This window comes from Acutalibacter caecimuris (assembly GCF_034335085.1).
In the GTDB taxonomy this organism is placed as follows: Bacteria; Bacillota; Clostridia; order Oscillospirales; family Acutalibacteraceae; genus Acutalibacter; species Acutalibacter caecimuris.
In genome coordinates this window covers 35,601-56,609 of the sequence record NZ_JAWXXJ010000010.1, presented here as the reverse complement: position 1 = coordinate 56,609, position 21,009 = coordinate 35,601, and the positions used below count along the sequence as shown (strand labels likewise).

Here is a 21,009-nt window from a genome sequence, read left to right as displayed (position 1 = left end):
GGCCCCCATGGACGGGATGCTGGAACGGGAGGAACTCCTCCTGGGCCGGGCCGGGGTGGAGCGCCTGCAAAGGGCCCGGGTGGCGGTGTTCGGCCTGGGGGGCGTGGGGGGCTATGCCGCCGAGGCCCTGGTGCGCTGCGGTGTGGGGGTTGTGGCCCTCATCGATGGAGATACGTATAGCCTTACCAACCTGAACCGGCAGCTATTCGCCACCACCGCCACTTTGGGGATGCCCAAAGTGCAGGCAGCGGGGGAGAGGCTGCGTTCCATTGCGCCGGAGGCGGAGATAGAAGAGCACCCTTTTTTCTACACGGCGGAAACAGCCGGGCGGTTGGACTTTGCCCGGTACGACTATATTGTGGATGCCATCGATATGGTGACAGCCAAGCTGGCTATGATTGAGCGGGCCTGCCGGGAGGGCGTGCCCATTATCAGCGCTATGGGGGCGGGCAATAAGCTGGACCCCACCGCGTTCCGGGTGGGGGATATCTACGAAACCAGTGTGTGCCCCCTGGCCCGGGTCATGCGCCGGGAGTTGCGCCGCCGGGGTATAGAACGGCTGAAAGTGGTCTACTCCACCGAGCCGCCTTTATTCCCCGGTGGGGAAGGGGACAGGCCCCTGCCCGGCAGCGTGGCCTTTGTTCCCCCGGCGGCAGGGCTGGCACTGGCCGGGGAAGTGATAAAAGACCTGATAGGATGGGGTAAAGGATAATGGAACTTTGGGAGCAGGCGGAACGGAGCCTCACAAAAAAATACCGCAAGCAGATATGGGCCCCTTTTATCGCGGGGGTCAAAACTTACCAGTTGCTGCGGCCGGGGGACCGGGTGGCGGTGTGTATTTCCGGGGGAAAGGACTCTATGGTGCTGGCAAAGCTGATGCAGCTTTTGCAGAAGTACTCGGAGTTCCCCTTTGAACTGGTATTTTTGGCCATGGACCCCGGCTATAGCCCGGAGAACCGGGCCAGGCTGATGGAGAACGCCCGGCTGCTCCATGTCCCCCTGACGGTGTTTGAAACCAATGTGTTTGACGTGGCGGACTGGGGCGATAAAAACGCCTGCTACCTCTGCGCCCGGATGCGCCGGGGGCACCTGTACCGGCAGGCCCAGGATCGGGGCTGCAATAAGATCGCCCTGGGGCACCACTTTAACGATGTGATCGAAACCACGGTGATGGCCATGTTCTACGGCGCCCAGTTGCAGTGTATGCCCCCCAAACTCCACAGCAAGAACTTCCCCGGTATGGAACTAATACGCCCCCTGTACCGGGTGCATGAGGAGGCCATCTTGTCCTGGCAGCGGTATAACGGCCTAGCGTTCCTCCGCTGTGCCTGCAGGTTTACCCAGCAGGCGGCGGCCTGCGGAGGCTCCAAGCGGCAGGAGGTCAAGGAGCTGTTGGCGGGCCTGCGCAAGGCCAACCCCAATGTGGAGAAGAACATCTTTACCAGCCTGCACAGCCTGTGCGCCGGTACCTTCCCCGGCTATAAGGAAGGCGGCCAGGCCCACAGCTTTTTAGAGCGGTATGACGGTTAAATAGGCATAAAAAGACAGCGCAAGGGGAGCGCTGCTTTTTTATGCCCAAAATGGTGCGCTGTTATTGCTCCACCCAGGTGCGCAGTAGAGAATGGGGGCCGTATTCCCGCACCAGAATCTCAAATAGCTGGTGGGGCGTTTCCTTACAGCCGGTGTCCAGCCAGCGCTCCAACATAGAGCCCATACCCGCTGTAAAAAAGTCGAAGTGGTAGGCCATTTCTCCCGGTATGCCGTAGCCCAAATCTTTTGCCAAGATCCTGTCTACCTGATTTTTAAAGGGGGAGGCAAGGATCTCGACCAGATAGGGGAGCCGGTTGGTTTCCTTGTAGACCTGATAAAACTCCCGATAGCCCAGCACAAAGGCAAACACGCCCTCGATGGCGGCCTGTATGCCCCCGCTCTGTATGTGGGTAAGGATGGTATCGGCGCACATCTGGGCAATTTGCCGTTCCACCTTTTCAAACAGGTCATAGACGTCTGTGTAATGGGCGTAAAAGGTAGAGCGGTTGATCTCTGCCATCTCACAGATCTCCCGCACGGTGATCTTACTGACAGGCTTGTTCTTGTCCACCATAATCGCAAAAGCTGCCCGGATGATGGCGTCGTCCGTGTCACGGGAGCGCTTGTTGTTTGGCTTATTCATAGTTCCCCTCCTGGATAGGTATTAAATCAACAATAGTTGATATATTGATGGTTGAAACCAACATATGTCTGTATTATACTATAGGCACAAAGAAAAAACAAGTGTTGGGATAAAAGTTTTGCAGCTTTTTGGGATGGGACTGCCCGCAGGGGCCTATCGCTCCCAGCGCTATATAAGGAAAGGGGTAATCTCTGTGCAAAACGAGAAAATGATGAAAGAGGCCTCCGTCTGGAAACTGCTGTTTACGATGGGCCTGCCGGTCATTGTCGTTATGATCGTCAACGTGCTCTACAATATGGCCGACGTGTTCTTTATGGGGCAGACAGGGGAAACCATGCAGGTGGCGGCTATTTCTCTGTGCGGGCCGGCATTCAACATCTTCCAGGGCGTAGGCACGCTGTTTGGGGCCGGGGCTTGCACGGCCATTGCCCTGGCCCTGGGCCAGGGGGACCGGGAAAAGGTGAAGTACTACACCGCCTTTTGCACCTGGGCGGCGGTGGGGACCGGGGTAGTGCTGTCCGCGGCCATGCTGCTCTTTATGGCCCCCCTTTTGGGCCTGATGGGCGCCAATGCCGAAACCGCCGGGGCGGCGAAAACCTACCTGTCCATTGTGGCGCTGTGTTCGCCGTTTATGATGTTCTGTGGGGCACTGGGCAATGCCCTGCGGGCAGACGGCTCTTCGGCCAAAATGATGATGATCTCTCTGGTGGGCACCGGGGTGAACATCCTGCTGGATCCGCTGTTCATTTTGGCTTTTGGCTGGGGGATTGCAGGGGCAGCGGCAGCTACCGTGCTGGGCAATGTGGTCAGTTGCGTGCTGGTCATCCTCCATGTGCACCAGTCAGACTGTTTCACCTTTTCGCCCAGATACTTCACCCTAAAACGGGATATCTCCCTGCGGGTAATGGGCTTGGGCGTGCCCATGGCCCTGGGCACAGTGCTGATGTGCTTTTCCTCCATGTTCAGCAACCAACTGCTGGTAAAGTACGGCAATGTGGCTGTGGCGGCCAATGGGGTGGCCGGTAAGGCCGGTATGCTGGTGGGCATGATCGTTATGGGCGTGTGTATGGGGATGCAGCCTGTGATCTCCTATGCCTTTGGGATGGGGGACCGGCAGCGCCTGCGGCAGATTGTATGGGTGACCGGTGCGGCCACCACCCTGCTGAGCACCTTGCTGGGAGGCGGGTTCCTGCTGGGGCGGGAAGGCTTTGTGCGGGCTTTCCTGGATGACCAGCAGGTGTTGGAGATCGGCCAATTTATGATGCTAAGCTTGGTGGCCGCACCGGTAGGGGGCATCTACCAGCTATGTTCAGCCTACTTGCAGGGTACCGGCAAGGTAAGCTATGCCACGGTCACATCCCTGCTCAGTAAAGGGATCGTGTTCATCCCGGTGGTGTTTGCGGGCGAGGCACTACTTGGTTTGCCTGGGCTGGTATTCGCCGGTGCTGTAACCGATTTGATTTCTACGGCGATTGGCGTTGCGCTTTGTATCAAATGGTCCCGGCAATCCGCCGGGGGGATGGGCCTGTCCCAGCCCACCGCGCAGGCCGCGTGACCACCTTTGGGCGCGTCTTTTTGTAGGGCATTCCCGAAGGGGATAGCGGGGGCAGGAAGAGAAAGGCTGGGGGTATCCCCGGCCTTTTCTGTGGGGAAATGCTGGTGGAAAATCCACAAATATTCCGGTGGGGCCTATCGATATTTCTTTATCGATAATAAAAATTAATACTTCCCTTTTAGCACGGAATGTGCTATATTATAAGCAGTAAGAGAATATGACCAGAGCAAAGCGGGAATGGAGGTGATAATCGTGCCGGACCGGTGTGTTTCCAAGCAGACCCTGCAAAGGCTGCCGGCCTACCTGAACTACCTGCGCAGCCTTTCCGGCGCTGGCAAAAAGTTCGTTTCCGCCACGGCTGTGGCTGAGGCGCTGGGCCTCAACGATGTGGTGGTGCGCAAAGACCTGGCCTCGGTCAGCAGCATTGGGCGGCCCAAAGTGGGCTATGCCCGGTTAGAACTGATCAAGGAGTTGGAGGTCTTTTTGGGCTATGACAACAGCCAGGACGCCGTGCTGGTAGGCGCGGGCAAACTGGGGCAGGCGCTGCTTGCCTACAGCGGCTTTCCCCAATATGGGCTGAACATTTTGGCAGGCTTTGACGCGGACCCGGCCCTTTCCGGCCGGGAGGTGGCCGGAAAGCGGATCATGCCCATGAACAAGCTGCCAGACCTGTGCCGCAGGGTGGGCATACACATCGGGATCATCACGGTGCCGGGGGAGCACGCCCAGGCGGTGTGCGACCAACTGATAGATAGCGGCATCCTGGCGGTATGGAACTTCGCCAACGCGCATCTGCAAGTGCCGGAGGGCATTTTGGTGCAAAACGAGAACATGGCAGTGTCGCTGGCGCTGCTTTCCAACCACCTGAAAGAACGATTCAGCACGAAGGGAAACCCGGTATAGGCAAGGGGCCTTGCCCGGTGTTCCCCCAAATAAACAGCAAAGGATGGGCAATTTCATGGAGACAAATTACGAAATCGTGGAAAACGTGGAAACCTTTGAAAAAATGCTGGCAAGGGTGCGTGAGGCGCAGAAAAAGTACGCCACCTTTACCCAGCAGCAGGTGGACGAGATTTTCCGCGCCGCGGCTATGGCCGCCAACCTTCAGCGTATCCCGCTGGCCAGGATGGCCGTTGAGGAAACCGGCATGGGCATTGTGGAGGACAAGGTCATTAAGAACCACTATGCGGCCGAGTATATCTATAACGCCTACAAAAATACCAAGACCTGCGGCGTGATTGAGGAGGACAAGGCGTTCGGCACCCGTAAAATTGCCGAGCCCATCGGCGTGATTGCCGCCGTTATCCCCACCACAAACCCCACCTCCACCGCCATCTTTAAGACCTTGCTGGCCCTGAAAACCCGCAACGGCATTATCATCAGCCCCCACCCCCGTGCCAAAAAGTGCACCATTGCCGCTGCCAAGGTTGTGCTGGACGCAGCCGTAAAGGCCGGTGCGCCCGAAGGCCTCTTCGGCTGGATCGACGCCCCCTCCCTGGAGTTGACCAACCTGGTCATGGCGGAGGCTGACATCATCCTGGCCACCGGCGGCCCCGGCATGGTAAAGTCTGCTTACTCCTCCGGTACCCCGGCTTTGGGCGTGGGCGCCGGCAACGTGCCCGCTATTATTGACGACACGGCCGACCCGATTTTGGCCGTCAACTCCATCATCCACTCCAAGACCTTTGATAACGGCATGATCTGCGCCTCCGAGCAGTCCGTTATCACCCTGGAGCCTCTGTATGACCAGGTCAAGGCTGAGTTCGTCCGCCGCGGGTGCCATATCCTATCTAAGGCCGAACTGAACAAGGTGCGCAAGACCATCATCATCAACGGCGCCCTGAACGCCAAGATCGTGGGCCAGTCCGCTTTCAAGATCGCCCAGTTGGCCGGCGTTACCGTGCCGGAGAGTACCAAGATCCTTATCGGCGAGGTAGAGAGCGTGGATATCTCCGAGGAGTTTGCCCACGAGAAACTCTCCCCCGTGCTGGCCATGTACAAGGCCACCAGCTTTGAGGACGCCATCCAGAAGGCTGAGCGCCTGATTGAGGACGGCGGCTACGGCCACACGGCCTCCCTGTATATCGACGTGACCCAGCAGGAGAAACTGGCTGCCCATCAGGCTGCCATGAAAACCTGCCGCATCGTGGTCAACACCCCCTCCTCCTTTGGCGGCATCGGCGACCTGTACAACTTCAAGCTGGCCCCCTCCCTGACTTTGGGCTGCGGCTCCTGGGGCGGCAACTCCGTTTCGGAGAACGTAGGCGTCAAGCACCTGATCAACATTAAGACCGTGGCCGAGAGGAGAGAGAATATGCTGTGGTTCCGTACGCCTGAGAAGGTGTTCTTTAAGAAGGGCTGTATGCCCGTAGCCCTGGAAGAGCTTAAGACCGATTACGCCCGGAAGAAGGCGTTCATCGTTACCGACAGTTTCCTGTATCAGAACGGCTACACCAAGCCCCTGACCGATAAGCTGGACGAACTGGGCATCCAGTACGCCGTATTTGCCGACGTGGCCCCGGACCCGACCCTGGCCTGCGCGATGGAGGGTGTAAAGCAGATCCGCTCCTTCCAGCCCGACGTGATCATCGCCTTGGGCGGCGGCTCCCCCATGGACGCTGCCAAGATCATGTGGGTGCTCTATGAGCATCCGGACGCGGACTTCCAGGCCATGAGCATGGACTTTATGGATATCCGCAAGCGTATCTACCGGTTCCCTAAAATGGGCGGCAAGGCCATGATGGTGGCGATCCCCACCTCCTCCGGTACCGGCTCTGAGGTTACGCCCTTTGCCATTATCACCGATGAAAAGACCGGCACCAAGTGGCCCCTGGCAGACTATGAGCTGCTGCCCACCATGGCCATTGTGGACGTGGACAACATGATGAACCAGCCCAAGGGCCTGACCAGCGCCTCCGGTATTGACGCCATGACCCACGCCATCGAGGCGTATGTGTCCATCATGGCCTCCCAGTTCACCGACGGCCTGGCTTTGCAGGCGATCAAGGCGGTGTTCCAGTACCTGCCCTCTGCCTATGAGAACGGCGCCAAGGATCCCATTGCCCGCGAGAAGATGGCCGAGGCTAGCTGCATCGCCGGTATGGCCTTTGCCAATGCGTTCCTGGGCTTGAACCACTCCATGGCCCACAAACTGGGCGCGTACCATCACCTGCCCCACGGCGTAGCCAACGCGGTAATCCTCACGGATGTCATCCGCTACAACGCCGTTGAAGTCCCCACCAAGATGGGCACCTTCTCCCAGTACCAGTACCCCCATGCCAAAGCCCGCTATGCCGAGATCGCCCGCGCCTGCGGCTTTGCCGGTAATAACGATGACGAGCTGCTGGAGAGCCTGATCAACGAGTTGGAGAAACTCAAGGAGATCATCGGCATTAAGAAGACCATTAAGGACTACGGCATCACCGAGGAGGCCTTTAAGGCTACCCTGGACGAGATGGTGGAGAACGCCTTCAACGACCAGTGCACCGGGGCCAACCCCCGCTACCCATTGATGAGCGAGATCAAGGACATCTACCTCAAGTGCTACTACGGCAAATAATTAGGGAGGAGTATACACATGAATCTGGAAAATGCAAGAGTGATCGCGGCGCGCACCTCCAAGACCGTATATCGTGAAGGAGACCGGGTGGTCAAGGTTTTTGACGAGGGTTTTTCCAAGGCGGACATCCTGAACGAGGCGCTGAACATCGCCCGTGTAGAGGAAACCGGCGTATCCATGCCCCGCGTACAGGGCGTGGAGATGGTAGACGGCAAGTGGGCTATTGTCACCGATTACATTGAGGGCAAGACCATGGACCGGCTGATCGCCGAGAACCCGGAGAAGAAGGAAGAGTATCTGGCACGCCTGGTGGACATCCAGTTGGAGCTGCACCAGCATACCGCCCCCATGCTGACCCTGTTGCAGGACAAGATGCGCAGGAAGATCAGCCAGACCGGGCTGGACGCCACCACCCGTTATGAGTTGGACGCCCGCCTGGACAGCCTGCCCAAGCACCGCAAGCTGTGCCACGGGGATTTCAACCCCTCCAACGTGATCATTAAGCCTGACGGCGGCTATGCCGTGCTGGACTGGGCCCACGCTACCCAGGGCAACGCCAGCGCCGACGCGGCCCGTACCTACCTGCTGTTCTGGCTGAACGGCGATATGGACGGCGCGGAGAAGTACCTGGACATCTTCTGCAAAAAGTCTGACACTGCCAAGCAGTATGTGCAGAAATGGCTGCCCATCGTAGCGGCCAGCCAGTCTGTAAAGGGCAAGCCTGAGGAGAAGGAATTCCTGATGGGCTGGGTGAACGTGGTCGAGTACGAATAAGCCCCGCGGGTCTTATATATGCAAGAGTAAGGGAAGGGAGGCACTGAGCCTCCCTTTTCCGCCATGACGGAAAAACTAGAGAAAGGGGTACTTGCTATGGGATGGTATTGGGTGTTTTCGCTGGTGGTATGCCTGTTGGTTCCCGGCACAATGGTCCTTTTTGGCTGGATGTTCCGCCGGGGCACGCCCGATAAGATCAACGGCCTGATTGGCTACCGCTCGGCCCGCTCTATGAAAAACGAAGATACCTGGGCCTTTGCCCACCAGTATTGCGGCCGGTTGTGGTGGCGTATGGGGCTGGCGCTTTTGCCCCTGACGGTTGTAGGCTTGCTGCTGGTGTTTGGCCGGGACGGGGACAAGGTAGGCGCGGTATGCGGCCTGGTTTCCGGGGTGCAGATGGTGCCGATGTTGGGTTCTGTTTGGCTGACAGAACGGGCGCTAAAACGCACCTTTGACAAGGACGGGAACAGGAAAAATAAACCAGAGGAGTGATACCATGAAGGCGCATTTCTTTATAGGCGATGGCGCGTTTGCGTTTCGTGAAACGGAGCTGCCCGCGCCGGGGCCTGGCGAAGTGGCCATAAAAAATATGGCCTGCGGTGTGTGCGGCACGGATGTGCACATCAAAAACGGCGAGCCGGGCTCTGCGGAGGTAAACCCGCCGGTGGTGCTGGGGCACGAATACGCCGGGGAAGTGGTAGCCGTAGGGCAAGGGGTTACCGGGCTGGCTGTAGGCGACCATGTGACCGTTGACCCTAACATCTACTGTGGCCAGTGCCAGCACTGCCGCAACGGCAAAAAGCAGCTTTGCACGGCTATGGAGGCGGTAGGCGTTACCAGGGATGGGGGCTTTGCCCAGTACAGCCTGGTGCCCGCTGCCCAAGCTTTTCGGCTGGCCCCGGAAGTGCCCTATGAGGCGGGGGCGATGGCCGAGCCGCTGGCCTGCTGCCTCCATGGTATAGACCTGGCAGGCATCAAGCCCGGCCAGACGGTGTGCGTGGTAGGCGGCGGGGCGATTGGGCTGATCATGCTACAGCTATGCAGGCTGTCCGGCGCGGCCCGGCTTATCCTCAGCGAGCCCAATGCCGCCCGCCGCCAGGCAGCGGAAATCCTGGGCGCCGATTGGGCCTTAGACCCCACCGACCCGGCCCAGTTCGCCCGGGCCGAAGGGGCAGCCGATGTGGTCATCGAATGCGTGGGCAATAACCCGGCGGTGGCCAGCGCGTTTGCCTTTGCCAACAAAGGGGCTACGGTGGTGCTGTTCAGTGTGCCAAAGCCGGAAGCGGAATTCCCTTTACGCTTGTTTGATGTGTATAAGAAAGAGTTGACTGTTAAGGGATCCTTTGTGAACCCTGACACCCATGCCAGGGCTGTGGCGCTGATCAACGCCGGTAAGCTGGACTTTGGGCCCATCATCACCCACCGCTACCCGCTAAAGGAACTGCCCGCTGCCATTGCCGCCCAAAGCGGGGCAGAGTCCATCAAGGTGCTGGTGATGCCCCAGCAGTAAGCCATGCGGTTTAGGCGCACAGGCGATGTGATGACGGCAGACCTGCACGGCCTTTATGAGGCTGACGCCAGGGAATTGCTGCTAAACTGGCTGGATCACGCCCCTGCCGGCATAAAGGAACTGCGGGTGATCCACGGTTCCAACCAGGGTACCGTGCTGAAAGAGATGGTGCGGCAGGGGCTGCATCACCCCAAAATAAAAGCGGTGCTCCCCACCCTGAACCCGGGGGAAACCCGCCTGCTCTTACGTAAAAAAGGCTAAAAAGCAAGGCCGTTGCATTCCAGCGACGGGCCTTGCTTTTTATGTTGTGGAAACGGTTGGACGGTCAAGCGCGGCCATTGCCGAGGGCGGCAGGGCCGGCTGCATGGCCGGGCAGCGGCCGAAAAGGTTGCTGACCTGCAAGCCGGAACGGCGGGCAAAATTGACGGTATACAGGGTGCCCCCCCGCACCTGGCCGGGCCGGAGGTAGCAGATGCAGTGGGCACTTTTTTCTACCATATATCGATCCCGCTGAAACATACACCCCTTTGTATAGGGGCCACTGGTATAGATCACATCACTGGCCTGGCGGAGGATCTCCCGGTAGGCCAACTGGTCCCGGATGGGCCAGTTTTTTTCCTGCTCCAGGCAGGGCAGCACCAGTACCAGCCGGATGCCGGGGAGCAGCCCCTGTTGCAGGCGTAGGGTTTCCTGGGCGGCCAGGGTATCGAACCCCAGGGCGCCGCCGGCCAAAAAGACCTGTACTCCTTGCCGCCAAAGGCGGACGACCTCCAGCCCTACGCGGCGGCGAAGCCAGGGGAGGTCATTTTTCGGCAAAAAGCGATGGCCTGTAAAGCAACCACATTGCTCTTTGGCCCAATCTACCATAAACCCACGCCCCTTTCGCTGCGAACATAATTTCTTTTTTATAGTATAGCACATCAGAAGGGGCTTGTCAAAGGATATTAGGGGCTGGGGAGAAAAATGCCTGCCTGGGCCGGTTGGCAAGGAGAAACCTTTACAATCAAGAGAAATGGGAAAAGGGGTATACAGATGTTTTTGTGCGATTTTACCAAATGTAAGGGGCGGCTATCCAAACAAGCGTACGGTCAGCACCGAGAGGACGACCGCTACCATATCACCCAGCAAGGCCGCGGGCACGGTGTACCGCAGCTTTTTACACTGCACCGCGCCGAAGTACACGGTGATGGCATAGAAGGTGGTTTCGGTGGAGGAGGACAGCACGGAGGCGATTTTCCCGGTGGGGCTGTCAGGGCCGAACTGCTCCAGCAGGGAGAGGGTGTAGGCGGAAGAGCCGCTGCCGGAAATAGGCCGCAGCAAGGCCAGGGGAACCAACTCGCCCGGCAGGCCCAGGGCTTGGGTCAGGGGGGCGGCCAGTTGGCAGACCATGTCCAGCAGCCCGGAGGCCCGTACCATGTTGACCGCCACGATCAGCCCGATAAGCGTGGGCAAAATGCCCAGAGAGGTGCGGATGCCCTCCTTTGCCCCGGCCAGGAAGGCGTCAAAAACCGCCACACCCTGGCTGAAACCATACAGTACAATCAGGCCCACAATCAGGGGGAGGGCCATGGCCCCTAGCTGTTCCATCCAGATCCCCTCCTTTTTGGGGGCTGCAGGGGGGCATCCCGGTGCTCCATTAGCTTACAACAGAGCACTACGGCGCACAGGGCGCACAGGGAGGTGGCCCAGACCTGGGGCAAAATGCCGAAGGGGGCCGCGCTGCCGCAGGAGGCACGCATGGCGGCCATATTCACGGGCAAAAGCTGTAAAGAGGCCGTATTGATGGCCACAAACAGCACCATGCCCCGGCTGGGTAGGGGGCCTGGTTGCTGCTTTGCCATGGCCTCCATAGCGGAAAGGCCTAGGGGGGTGGCGGCATTGCCTAGACCCAGCAGGTTGGCGGAAAGGTTCATGCAGATTTTGCCTTTGATCTCGGAGGAGTCCCGGAAATCGGGGAAAAGGCGGTTGATGAGGGGGGCAAAACCCCGCGCCAGCAGGCCGGTAAGGCCGCTTTCTTCGGCGATGCGCAGGAAACCTAGCCAGGCGCACATACTGCCCAGCAGGAAGATGGACAGCTCTACCGCGTCTTGGGCGCCGTCCATGACGGCGGCGGAAAGGGCCCCAAGGCGGCCGTTTGCGGCGGCACAGACGACGCTGAGGGCGATCATGCCGAACCAGATGGTGTTGATCATAGGGTATCTCCTTTTCGGATGGGGCGGGGTGATGGGGCGGCCGGGAGGGGGTGGGAAGGGGAAAATTGGGCAATTTAGGGGGAGATCGTAGGGGGTTCTTAGCAGGATAGTAGGGGGATAGGAGGGCGGTCTTAGGGGGATAGGGAGGGGGTATTATGGGGGTCTTGGAGGGGGTTTTATTTGGTACAATGATGTGCTAATGGGATGTTGTGAAAAAGTATAGGGGTTGCGGTGAAATGCGCAGGGTTGTGGTGTTGGGGGAGGTGTGTTGGGATTTTGGTTTGGTGAAGTGGGGAGGTTGGAGGAAGAAGGGCGATTTATCGAGATGAAGTGAAGGGGGAGGGGCGAGGATGGGAGAGGAGAGGGGGGCGTTTGGGTTGGTGAGGTGAGAGTGGTGGGAGGGGGTGGGCGGTTTATCAAGATGAAGTGAAGGGGAAGGGGCGAGGGTGGGAGAGGTGGGGGTTTGGGTTGGTGAGGTGAGAATGGTGGGAGGGGGTGGGCGGTTTATCAAGATGAAGTGAAGGGAGAGGGGCGAGGATGGGAGAGGTGGGCGTTTGGGTTGGTGTGGTGGGGTTGGTGGGAGGAGGAAGGGCAGCGGGCGGTTTATCGAGATGAAGTGAAGGGAGAGGGGTGAGAGCGGGAGAGGAGAGGGGGGAGTTTGGGTTGGTGAGGTAGGAGTGGTGGGAGGAGGAAGGGTGGCGGGCGGTTTATCAAGATGAAGTGAAGGGGGAGGGGCGAGGATGGGGGAGGGTGGGAGTTTGGGGTGGTGAGGGGGGAGGAGGGATTTAGTTTGAGGAAGTGGGTGGCTGGTAGAAGGGGGCGGATGGTTTACCGAGGGGAAGTGGGGCGGTTGGCGGAGGGGGGCGGGGCGGAAAATAAAGTTGACTTCGGGTTCAAAAGGGTATATCATAGGCTTGTAGCGTATTTTAGAAAGGACGGAGCGTATGTTTGGAGAGAAAATTCTGGATTACTGGGACGACATTGTAAGCGACCTGGGCAAGCTGGTGGCGATCCCCTCGGTGGCGGTGCCGGCCCAGGGGGAGCACCCCTTTGGGGACCAGTGCGCCAAGGCCATTGACACAGTGGTGGAGATGGCCAAGGGCTACGGCCTGGCCGCCAAAAACGTGGACTACTACGCCGCCCACGCCGAGTACGGCCAGAGCGAGGGCAACGCGGTGGTGATGGCCCACCTGGACGTGGTGCCTGCCGGGGAGGGCTGGGACACCGACCCCTTTACCCTGACCCTGCGGGACGGCAAGGCCATTGGCAGGGGCGTTTCGGATGACAAGGGCGCGGCGGTGGTGGCCCTGCACTGCCTGCGGGCCCTGAAAGACGCCGGCGTAAAGGGCAACCGCAAGCTGCGGGTGGTGTTCGGCTCGGCGGAGGAGATCGGCATGGCGGATATGCCCTACTACTTCTCGAAAGAGCAGCACCCGGACATGGGCTTTACCCCGGACTCGGGCTATGGCATTTGCCACTGCGAGAAGGGGATTATTGACTTGCAGGTAAAGGGGGAGAACGACTCGCCGCTGATTAGGAGCTTTGCCGCGGGCACGGTGCCCAACGCGGTGCCCGCCAAGGCGGAGTGCCAGGTGGTGTGCACCGGCGAGGAGTACCAGCGGCTGGCGGACGCGGCCAGGGAGGGGGACATTGCCTTTACAATCACCCGGACAGAGGACGGGGCGAAGATACTGGCCAAGGGCAAGGCCTCTCACGCCGCGGCACCGGAGCACGGCAAGAACGCCGCCGCCTACACGGTGGAACTGCTGGCAAAGGTCTTTGGGGCCCAACGGCTGGGCGGGTTCTTCCGGTTTATCCACGAGAAGATTGGCCTGTGCACCGACGGCAGCCCCTTGGGGGTGGCCATCAGCGACGAGCCCAGCGGCCCGTTGACCTTCAACCTGGGCCTGGTGAGCGCCAACAGCCAGGGTTGCAGCCTGACGGTGGATATCCGCTACCCGGCTACCAAGGACGGGGCATGGGTATCGGACACCATTGCGAAGGCCGCGGCAGAGGCCGGGTTGGAATATACCCTGCTTTCGGACGCGAAACCCCTGTACCTGCCCAAGGAGAGCCAGTTGGTGACGCTGCTTTCGGAGGCGTACAAGGCTGTGGCCGGGGAGGCGTGCAGCATCTATTCCATGGGCGGCGGCACCTATGCCCGGCAGATGTTCGGCAAGGGTGTGGGCTTTGGGCCCGGATTCCCGGACGAGGAGCCCACCCATGCCCATGACGTGAACGAGCAGATCGACCTGCGGCGGTTTAAGCTGCACGCGCAGATCTGCCTGGAGGCCATGTACCGGATGCTGACCGCGGAGTAAGCCCGTGTGACCGCAAACGCGGTTCCAAAGAGGCGATGCCTCTTTGGAACCGGGTGGGGAGGCTATGGCCTCCCCCCGGCTTGCCAACCGGCGCGCCGGTTGGCAAGTGCGTTTGCTATATCCATATGAGGGCCGGCGGTTGGTTATGCGGCACGGCAAAAAAGCCCGGCAGCGGGGATGCTGTCGGGCTTGCCTTGTATACGGGGCTTTACTGGTTGGCACGGGTGACTTGCCGGGTGCGCTCCAGATAGGGGACGGTTTCTTTATAATGGCGGCTGACCACGCAGGAGAAGAGGATATCCACCATGGTCATTTGGGCGATGCGGGAACTCATGGCGCCGCTACGGATGGCCATTTCTGGGGCGCTGAGGCCGAAGTGTACGTCAGCCAGGGAGGCCAGCGTGACCTTGCCGAACCGGGTGACGGCGATTACAAAGGCACCGTTGAGCCGGGCCAGTTCTACGGACTCCAGCACCTCGCGGGTTTCCCCGGACCAGGAGAGGGCGATGGCTACATCGGCGGGGGTGAGGGTGGAGGCGGAGGAAAGCTGGAGGTGGGGGTCCGCGTAAGCGGTGACCCGCTTGTTGATGCGCATAAGCTTTTGCTGGGCATCCTGGGCCACCAGGTTGGAGGCGGCCATGGCGTATACGTCGATGCGCTGGGCCAGGAAGAGCTTGTCGGCGGCCAACTCCACCCGTTCGGGCTCTACCAGGGAGAAGGTGTCCTCGATGGCCTGTATGTTGTGGTGGCAGACTTTGCGGATGATATTGCCCGCGTTTTCGCCTGCCCGGATGTCGCTATAGCCGGAACGCTGCACATTGGCCCGCTGGGCCACGGCCAGCTCACTGACCAACTGGATGGAAAAATCCCGGTAGCCGTGGTAGCCCAGCTTTTTGCAAAAGCGTACCACCGCCGCCTGGCTGGAGCCGCTGCGGCCGGCCAGTTCCTCTACCGAAAGGCCCACCATGTGGTCCAGGTTTTGGGAAACGTAGCGGGCCACCTTCCGCTCTGAAACCGGAAGGTCCTCCAGCATCTGATTTAATTTTAACACTACTCCTGCCACTTATCAGCACCTGCCTATGAAAATCTAGTCCCCGGAAGGCTTTTCCGGGCTGTTATTCTCTGTTGCCATAAGCCGCAAACGTGCCGCCAAAAAGGCTGTCCGCGTGCGCTGGCGCACGGCCCGGAAAGCGGTTTTGCCGTTGCCGGTCAAAGGGCCTGCTCGAACTTTTTTGACTTTTTTTGCCATTTTCTATTATAGAATTATTTTGGCCGGTAGTCAAGAGGAAATTTGCATAATTTTTTCATACATTAATAGTAAATGCGCCCATAATGAGAAAGTTATTGTGTGATAAAAGTAAAAGAGAAGGTATGAAAAATTATTTTACAACTAACGTGTGCCGTTTGGTGGTTTATTTTACTTTATCATAGCACGTTTAAAAGGGAAATGCAAGAGGGATTTTTGGTATTTTTGATAAGTTTTTTCAAGAATTTTTGGGCTGCAAATGTTATTTATACAAATACTTTCACATAAAGAATAATAAATATAAAAAAGCCCGTTCGCTTTGGAGTACAAAACGAACGGACAATAAAGATTTTATGTTAACTAAATATGCTAAAAAAGCATTATAAACAGCCGGAAAATTGTCGAATCATGATGAAAAAATACGGGGGAGGGGTCAGCCGGCAGCCCAGGCGGGGGCTAGCCAGGAAAAACCCGGCAGGTTGCGCAGCACGGTGAACAGGGCCGCCAGCAACAACAGGACGCCAAATACCGGGCGGGCCCAGCGCCCCCGGCAAAGGGGGGGCTTGCCCAAAACGTAGCGGGCGGCCTCTGCCAGCAGCCAGAGGGCGCACAGGGGCAGGGCCAGGAGCATGAAGGGATTTTGGGCGGCGGCCCCGGGCAGGTCCCCCCGCAGCAACGCGGCCACCATGTGGGTGACGCCGCAGCCGGTGCAGTAAAGGCCGGTGTATTGCAGGATCAGGCAGGGGGGGCGCAGCCAGAGCATCAGCAGGCAGAGCAGGGCCAGGCCCAGCAGCACGGCGGCGGCTTGGAGGAGACGGCGTTTCACTTGCGGATATAGGCCAGCCCGCAGGCGCCGGGGCCGGTGTGGGTGCCCACAATGCTGCCGATATCCAGCTTGTGCACCTGGCGCTTTTTCAACTCGGCGTCCATGTATTCCATGAAGTCATCGCGGACCTTGGGCACGGCGGCGTGGCCTACCGTTACGGAAAAGTCCCCGGAGATGGGCTCTTTTTCCACCATGCCCTGGATGTACTTGAAGGCGGCCTTGCGGCCCCGTGCCTTGCCTACCACCTCCACCAGGCCGCCGGACAGGGTGATAATGGGGCAGATGCCCAGAATGCTGGCCACCAGGGCGCTGGTGGCGGAGAGGCGGCCGCCCATCTTCAGGTATTTCAGGTCGTCGATGAGGGCCCAGAGCCGGACCCGGGGCACCAGCTTTTCCACCTCGGCGGCAATATCAGCGGCGGAGAGGCCCCGATCCCGCATTTTGGCGGCTTCCTCTACCAGCAGGCCCAGGGCGAAGGTGACGTTGAGGGTATCGGGCAGGTGGATGTTGTCGGCGCCCAGCAGGTTTTTGGCCAGGCGGGCGGATTGGAGGGTGCCGCTCATCATGGAGGAGATGAACAGGCATACCACCTGGTCGCCGCTTTCCTGGTACTGTTTGAACTTGTCCTCAAAGAAGGCGGGGGGGATCTGGGCGGTTTTGGGCAGCTCGGTGGCCGCCGCCAGCTTTTGGTAGAAGGCTTCGTTGCTCAGGTCCACATGGGCCCGGTAGCTTTCGGCCCCAAAGTTTACGGTGATGGGCAGCATTTCTACGCCCAGCTCTTCGCAGCGGGCCGGGGAGAGGTCACAGGAACTGTCGGTGAGGATCTTTACCATTGTATCCACATTCCTTTCGGGGATGATTCTGTACAGACATCATGATTATACACCAGAGTGGGGGGCGGGTCAACCGGTTTTGGGCTTTTGGGGTAATAATGGGGGGATTTTTTGAAAAGGGGAGGGCCCCGGCGGCCATAACAAAAGGGCAGCCCCGCCGGCGGGACCGCCCTTTTTATGTTTTGGATGCTTTAGGCTTCGGTTTTTCCGGTTTCTTCGGTCTTTTCGCCGGCAAAGTAGTCTTCGAACATCTTGTTTACCGCGTCGATGGTCTGGCCGGCGATGTCGGGCAGGTCGCCGCCCCAAGCCTTGCCGGCAGCCGCGTAGCCCTTGGCTACGGCGTCCTGCATCTCCTTCATCTTCTCCGGGTCATCCCCCGCCAGGGCCTGGGCCATCTGGAAGATGCGCTGGGAGGTCTGCTTGACGCCCCAATAGCCGTCCTCGGAAATGGCCTCCTGGGCGGCCTGCTTGGTTTCCAGGTCCACATTCAGGTTGCCGGAGGCGAACATACGCCAAAAGCTGTCATCCTCGGCGGACTTGGCGGTCATGCCCTGCTTTTGGAAGGTCTGGGTCATCATGTTGATGAACCGGTTCATCTGGTTGTCCAGGTCGGCCTTCAGGCTTTTGACCAGGGCGGCCCGGTCGCTGTCGCTCATTTTATTGATGCTTTTGGCGTCGCTGCTGAGCTCTACGCTGTCAGGGGCCTGTTCGACTTTACCCGCAGCCGCGCCGGACCCGGCGGTCTTTTCCGCTTCTTTGGCGGGTTCGGCGGGCTTGCCGGCCCCGGTGGCCTGGGTGGTTTTGGTGTAATTGGAAACAGCCTGGTAACGGTTTACACTGGGATCAAATTCTAATGCCATGGGATGGTTCCTCCTTCTATACTATGTCAATCGCCGTCTATTTACTATATCGGTTAAAAGCTGGAAAAAATTACCCCTATATAGCGGATGGGACGGAATTTATTTGGGGTCCGCCCTCCAGCCGGCCGGTAACGGGGACGTACATCCAGCAGCCGGTGATGCTGCCGTCCGCCGCGTGGCGGTAGTACTCGGTGATGGGCAGGCCGCTGTCTTCGCAGGCAAAGCCCAGCCGGGGGCCAAAGCTTTGGCAGATCCACTGGTAGGGGGGGACGCCCCCTTGCCAGGGCTCTTTTTCCAGGGCGCGGGCGGTCTGTTCGTTGATCTCCACCCGCAGGTACTGGCCACCGGGCAGCCAGCGGAGGTCAAACCCCTGGGGCTGGGCCCGGCTTTCTACCCGGAAACCGAAAAACACGCCGCTGGGCCGCTGGCCGGAAAGGTAGTTGAAACTCATGCACACATCCCAGCCGGGCTCCGGGCCTACAGGGGACAGGTCCGCGTCGCCCAGGGCCACGAACTCCTCCATCAACTTTTCCACGTCCGGCTCGCCGGTATTGCCGGGGGCGTAGCGGATTTTGCCGCACCAGAGGGACTCCTGCCACTCTACCAGGTCCACGGCCGCGCCGTCCACCTGGAACCGGGCCAGGGCTTTTTCGTGGGGGTGCATGGAATCGGGCAGGGTAGGCGTGGGGTTTATCTTGTTCATTTGGTGTACCGTTTTGTCCTTTCGTCCTGGATGGGGCCGCTCCAGTCCATGCCAAAGCCGAAGTCGTAGCAATGGCCGGCGGCGTCGGTGTAGGGCTCCATATCAAAGGGCACGTCCTCGCAGTGGCGCTCGACGGTTTCCATATTGGCGGGCATCTGCACGGGCAGCAGGCCGCTGGGCTCGGCCCGGCCGCTGACCAGGTCGAAGATGGCCTGGGCCTGCACGCCGAAGTCGATGAGGATGCCGTCGGCGCTCTGCTCAAACTCGGCGGGGACAGTGGGCTTGTGCATCCGCAGCACGGCGATAACGGGCTTTTGGCCCATGGCCGCTTTGGTATCCAGCAGCAGGTCCAGGTCGCCCTCATTGGCGGCAAAGCCGGTTTTGCCCTGATAGCCCCGGTTGGTGAAAGCCTCCCGGAAGTCGCCGCCGGCAATGCTCTCCGGCCGGGCGGCCTGGGCCGTGTAGGGACGGTATTGCAGGGAGATGGGCACATAGCCGTTGCCTCCGGCCTCCCGGTCCTCTTTGGAGTAGCCGTCGGAGAGGGGGCTCTCCATAAACACCAGGGCGAAGTCCGCCTCTTGGGGGGTGCTTACCCGGTCATAGTATTTCTCCACCAGCTCGGTAGCGGCGGGGTCGATATCCTGGGCGGGCAGGCTGCTGCGGAAGAAAGACTGCATGGGGCCGATGTGCCGGGTGGGGATGTACACCTTTTTGCGGTCCCGCTGGGGCAGGGCGCCCTGGTTTTTTACCATGACCACGGATTTAAGCTGGGCCTCGTAGCCGGCCCGGCAGAATTCCTCGCAGCCGGCCACCCTGGCGCTTTCGGCGGGGTCCAGGTAGGGGTTCTCGAACAGGCCGCAGCGGAAGATGTTCTTCAGCAGGCGCACGGCGGACTGCTCCATCCGGGCGCGCATGGCCGCCTCCCCGTGGCGCTGGCAGCCGATTTGGTAGGCCTCCAGGATGGGCGCGATGGCGGAGTTGCCCCCGAACTGGTCCACGCCGTTCTCAATGGCCAGCAGGTGCCGCTGGGCCTCGGTCAGGTCCTCCACCCCGTAGCAGCGGCTGGAGAAGGAGTCGACCTCCGGTTCCGGGTCCGCGGTGATGCCCCAGTCGGTGCAGACGATGCCGTCGTAGCCGTATTTTTCCCGGAGCAGGTCGTGGATGATGTACCGGCTGTAGGAGTTGCCCACGTTTTTGCCGTCCTTTTGGTCCACGCCCCAACTGACGGTGTAGTAGGGCATAATGGCGGAGGCCGCGCCGGTGGGGCCGTCCAGTTTGAACACGCCCTCCAGGAAGGGCTTCAGGTGGTCGCTCAGGTTATCCCCCGGATACACGGCGAACTTGCCGAAGGGGTAGTGGGCGTCCCGGCCGCCCTCGCAGGGGCCGCCGCCGGGCCAGTGCTTGGCCATGCCGCAGAGGCTGTCCTTGCCCCAGCCGTCCGGGGCGCCCTGGGTGGTTTGCAGGCTGTCGCAGTAGGCTTTGCCAAAGTCCGTGACCAACTGGGGGTGGGGGCCGAAGGTGTCCTCCAGGCGCATCCACCGGGGCTCGGTGGCCACATCCACCTGGGGGAACAGGGCGGTGGTGATGCCCAGGGCCCGGCACTCTTTGGACACCGCGTCGCCAAAAGCCCGGCAGGTTTCCGGGGAGAAGGTGGCGGCCATGCCCAGGCCCTCGGGCCACTTGGACACGTCCCCGGCGCCGGACTTGTACTCGGCCCCGGCCTGGCTGGAGCCGTGCCGGGGGTCGCTGGAGATGTTCACCGGGATGCCCCAGGGGAGGCTTTCGGCAAAGCTTTGCAGGCGGTTGCTCCACCGAGCGGCCACCTGGGGGTTTTCCATCACCGTGGCCAGCACGTGGCGCACATGGTCCTTTTCCACAAACTGCCTTTGCTGGTCGGTCAGCTCCCAGTGGGGGGCGCCGCTTTCGGCCAGGGCCTTGCCCCCGTAGGTGCCGGGGAAGGGGCCGTGGGGCCCGGCGGGCACCATCTGGTGGGGGGAGTAGAGCATGAGCCCGGCGATCTCCTCCACGGACAGCCGGGCGGCCAGGTCCTTGGCCCGCGCCTCTACCGGCAGCCGCCAGTCCTCGTAGGGCAGCAGTTGGCCGGCGCCGGCCAGATCTTTAAAGTACAGCCCGTCCTGCTCTATGATCTTGGCCCCGGCGGTGCCGATGGCGGGGCCGTTGGGGTTTTGGTAGACCTGATAGGCCTGTTCCTGCTTGTTTTCCATTTGCTGGATCGCCTCCTGGGTTTTGTTTGCGCTGCCGCCGCGCCGGATGGGTGCGCGGGACGCGCAGGCTTATACATCCTTATTATATCGGATGAGGCTGTCAGTGTCAACACAAAAGGGAGGGGGGAAGCGGAATTTTCATGCGCTTTGCCGGGCGGCGGGGGGCGGGAAGAAATTTTAAGGAAATGCGGTTTTGCTGTTCCGTTTTGGGGGGACTTGTGTTATAATGGGG

General features: G+C 60.0%; 20 protein-coding genes. 10 read left to right on the top strand and 10 right to left on the bottom strand.

Annotated elements, in window-relative coordinates; all coding sequences use genetic code 11:
• Window positions 1-7: 7 nt before the first annotated feature.
• Window positions 8-712 carry a tRNA threonylcarbamoyladenosine dehydratase gene (locus tag U8U01_RS07490; protein ID WP_437124386.1) on the top strand — a complete coding sequence of 235 codons (705 nt, stop codon included), beginning with the start codon at window positions 8-10 and terminating at the stop codon, window positions 710-712.
• Complete coding sequence (locus tag U8U01_RS07485; protein ID WP_322173017.1) at window positions 712-1,530, top strand: tRNA 2-thiocytidine biosynthesis TtcA family protein; 819 nt, start codon at window positions 712-714, stop codon at window positions 1,528-1,530. The genes U8U01_RS07490 and U8U01_RS07485 overlap by 1 nt, the downstream gene beginning before the upstream one ends.
• Before the next feature lie 61 nt (window positions 1,531-1,591).
• Here U8U01_RS07485 and U8U01_RS07480 read toward each other — a convergent pair whose 3' ends face one another.
• Window positions 1,592-2,173 (bottom strand): TetR/AcrR family transcriptional regulator, encoded by a 582-nt coding sequence (locus tag U8U01_RS07480; RefSeq protein ID WP_322173015.1) that lies wholly within the window; start codon window positions 2,171-2,173, stop codon window positions 1,592-1,594.
• Window positions 2,174-2,366: 193 nt separating this feature from the next.
• Between U8U01_RS07480 and U8U01_RS07475 the strand changes: the two genes are divergently transcribed.
• The 7 genes from U8U01_RS07475 to U8U01_RS07445 all read left to right on the top strand — a co-directional run bounded on the left by U8U01_RS07475 (window position 2,367) and on the right by U8U01_RS07445 (window position 9,832).
• Window positions 2,367-3,728, top strand: a complete 1,362-nt coding sequence (locus tag U8U01_RS07475; protein WP_322173013.1) for an MATE family efflux transporter — start codon at window positions 2,367-2,369, stop codon at window positions 3,726-3,728.
• 237 nt (window positions 3,729-3,965) lie between these two features.
• Window positions 3,966-4,631, top strand: coding sequence for a redox-sensing transcriptional repressor Rex (locus U8U01_RS07470; protein ID WP_322173011.1), 666 nt, complete (start codon window positions 3,966-3,968; stop codon window positions 4,629-4,631).
• Window positions 4,632-4,686: 55 nt separating this feature from the next.
• The gene (adhE, locus tag U8U01_RS07465; RefSeq protein ID WP_322173009.1) at window positions 4,687-7,287 is read left to right on the top strand and encodes a bifunctional acetaldehyde-CoA/alcohol dehydrogenase; all 2,601 of its coding nucleotides are present in this window, start codon (window positions 4,687-4,689) and stop codon (window positions 7,285-7,287) included.
• Between the two features lie 18 nt (window positions 7,288-7,305).
• The gene (locus U8U01_RS07460) at window positions 7,306-8,061 is read left to right on the top strand and encodes a phosphotransferase family protein (protein WP_322173008.1); all 756 of its coding nucleotides are present in this window, start codon (window positions 7,306-7,308) and stop codon (window positions 8,059-8,061) included.
• Between the two features lie 96 nt (window positions 8,062-8,157).
• On the top strand, window positions 8,158-8,553 hold the full coding sequence (locus U8U01_RS07455) for an SdpI family protein (RefSeq protein ID WP_322173007.1): 396 nt from the start codon (window positions 8,158-8,160) through the stop codon (window positions 8,551-8,553).
• 4 nt (window positions 8,554-8,557) lie between these two features.
• Window positions 8,558-9,571 (top strand): zinc-dependent alcohol dehydrogenase family protein, encoded by a 1,014-nt coding sequence (locus U8U01_RS07450; protein ID WP_322173005.1) that lies wholly within the window; start codon window positions 8,558-8,560, stop codon window positions 9,569-9,571.
• A gap of 3 nt (window positions 9,572-9,574) precedes the next feature.
• Window positions 9,575-9,832: a Smr/MutS family protein gene (locus U8U01_RS07445; protein WP_322173003.1), complete on the top strand. Its 258-nt coding sequence runs from the start codon at window positions 9,575-9,577 to the stop codon at window positions 9,830-9,832.
• Between the two features lie 39 nt (window positions 9,833-9,871).
• Here U8U01_RS07445 and U8U01_RS07440 read toward each other — a convergent pair whose 3' ends face one another.
• The 3 genes from U8U01_RS07440 to U8U01_RS07430 all read right to left on the bottom strand — a co-directional run bounded on the left by U8U01_RS07440 (window position 9,872) and on the right by U8U01_RS07430 (window position 11,763).
• Window positions 9,872-10,387 carry an SLOG family protein gene (locus U8U01_RS07440; protein WP_322173001.1) on the bottom strand — a complete coding sequence of 172 codons (516 nt, stop codon included), beginning with the start codon at window positions 10,385-10,387 and terminating at the stop codon, window positions 9,872-9,874.
• Between the two features lie 252 nt (window positions 10,388-10,639).
• Window positions 10,640-11,158, bottom strand: coding sequence for a spore maturation protein (locus U8U01_RS07435; RefSeq protein ID WP_322172999.1), 519 nt, complete (start codon window positions 11,156-11,158; stop codon window positions 10,640-10,642).
• Entirely contained in the window at window positions 11,146-11,763 is a 618-nt protein-coding gene (locus tag U8U01_RS07430) for a nucleoside recognition domain-containing protein (protein ID WP_322172998.1), read from the bottom strand. Before U8U01_RS07430 ends, U8U01_RS07435 begins: the two co-directional genes overlap by 13 nt.
• 944 nt (window positions 11,764-12,707) lie before the next feature.
• On the opposite strand from U8U01_RS07430, the gene U8U01_RS07425 reads away from it, so the two are divergent.
• Window positions 12,708-14,084 carry a Sapep family Mn(2+)-dependent dipeptidase gene (locus tag U8U01_RS07425; protein ID WP_322172997.1) on the top strand — a complete coding sequence of 459 codons (1,377 nt, stop codon included), beginning with the start codon at window positions 12,708-12,710 and terminating at the stop codon, window positions 14,082-14,084.
• A 208-nt stretch (window positions 14,085-14,292) separates the two neighbouring features.
• On the opposite strand, the gene U8U01_RS07420 is transcribed toward U8U01_RS07425, so the two are convergent.
• The 6 genes from U8U01_RS07420 to U8U01_RS07395 all read right to left on the bottom strand — a co-directional run bounded on the left by U8U01_RS07420 (window position 14,293) and on the right by U8U01_RS07395 (window position 20,777).
• Window positions 14,293-15,135: a MurR/RpiR family transcriptional regulator gene (locus U8U01_RS07420; RefSeq protein ID WP_322172996.1), complete on the bottom strand. Its 843-nt coding sequence runs from the start codon at window positions 15,133-15,135 to the stop codon at window positions 14,293-14,295.
• A 628-nt stretch (window positions 15,136-15,763) separates the two neighbouring features.
• Complete coding sequence (locus U8U01_RS07415; protein ID WP_322172995.1) at window positions 15,764-16,156, bottom strand: DUF2752 domain-containing protein; 393 nt, start codon at window positions 16,154-16,156, stop codon at window positions 15,764-15,766.
• On the bottom strand, window positions 16,153-16,989 hold the full coding sequence (locus tag U8U01_RS07410; RefSeq protein WP_322172993.1) for a DegV family protein: 837 nt from the start codon (window positions 16,987-16,989) through the stop codon (window positions 16,153-16,155). Before U8U01_RS07410 ends, U8U01_RS07415 begins: the two co-directional genes overlap by 4 nt.
• 191 nt (window positions 16,990-17,180) lie before the next feature.
• Window positions 17,181-17,849, bottom strand: coding sequence for a hypothetical protein (locus U8U01_RS07405; protein WP_322172992.1), 669 nt, complete (start codon window positions 17,847-17,849; stop codon window positions 17,181-17,183).
• Window positions 17,850-17,925: 76 nt separating this feature from the next.
• Entirely contained in the window at window positions 17,926-18,552 is a 627-nt protein-coding gene (locus U8U01_RS07400) for a hypothetical protein (protein ID WP_322172990.1), read from the bottom strand.
• Window positions 18,549-20,777: a glycoside hydrolase family 3 protein gene (locus U8U01_RS07395; protein ID WP_322172988.1), complete on the bottom strand. Its 2,229-nt coding sequence runs from the start codon at window positions 20,775-20,777 to the stop codon at window positions 18,549-18,551. Before U8U01_RS07395 ends, U8U01_RS07400 begins: the two co-directional genes overlap by 4 nt.
• Window positions 20,778-21,009: the final 232 nt, after the last annotated feature.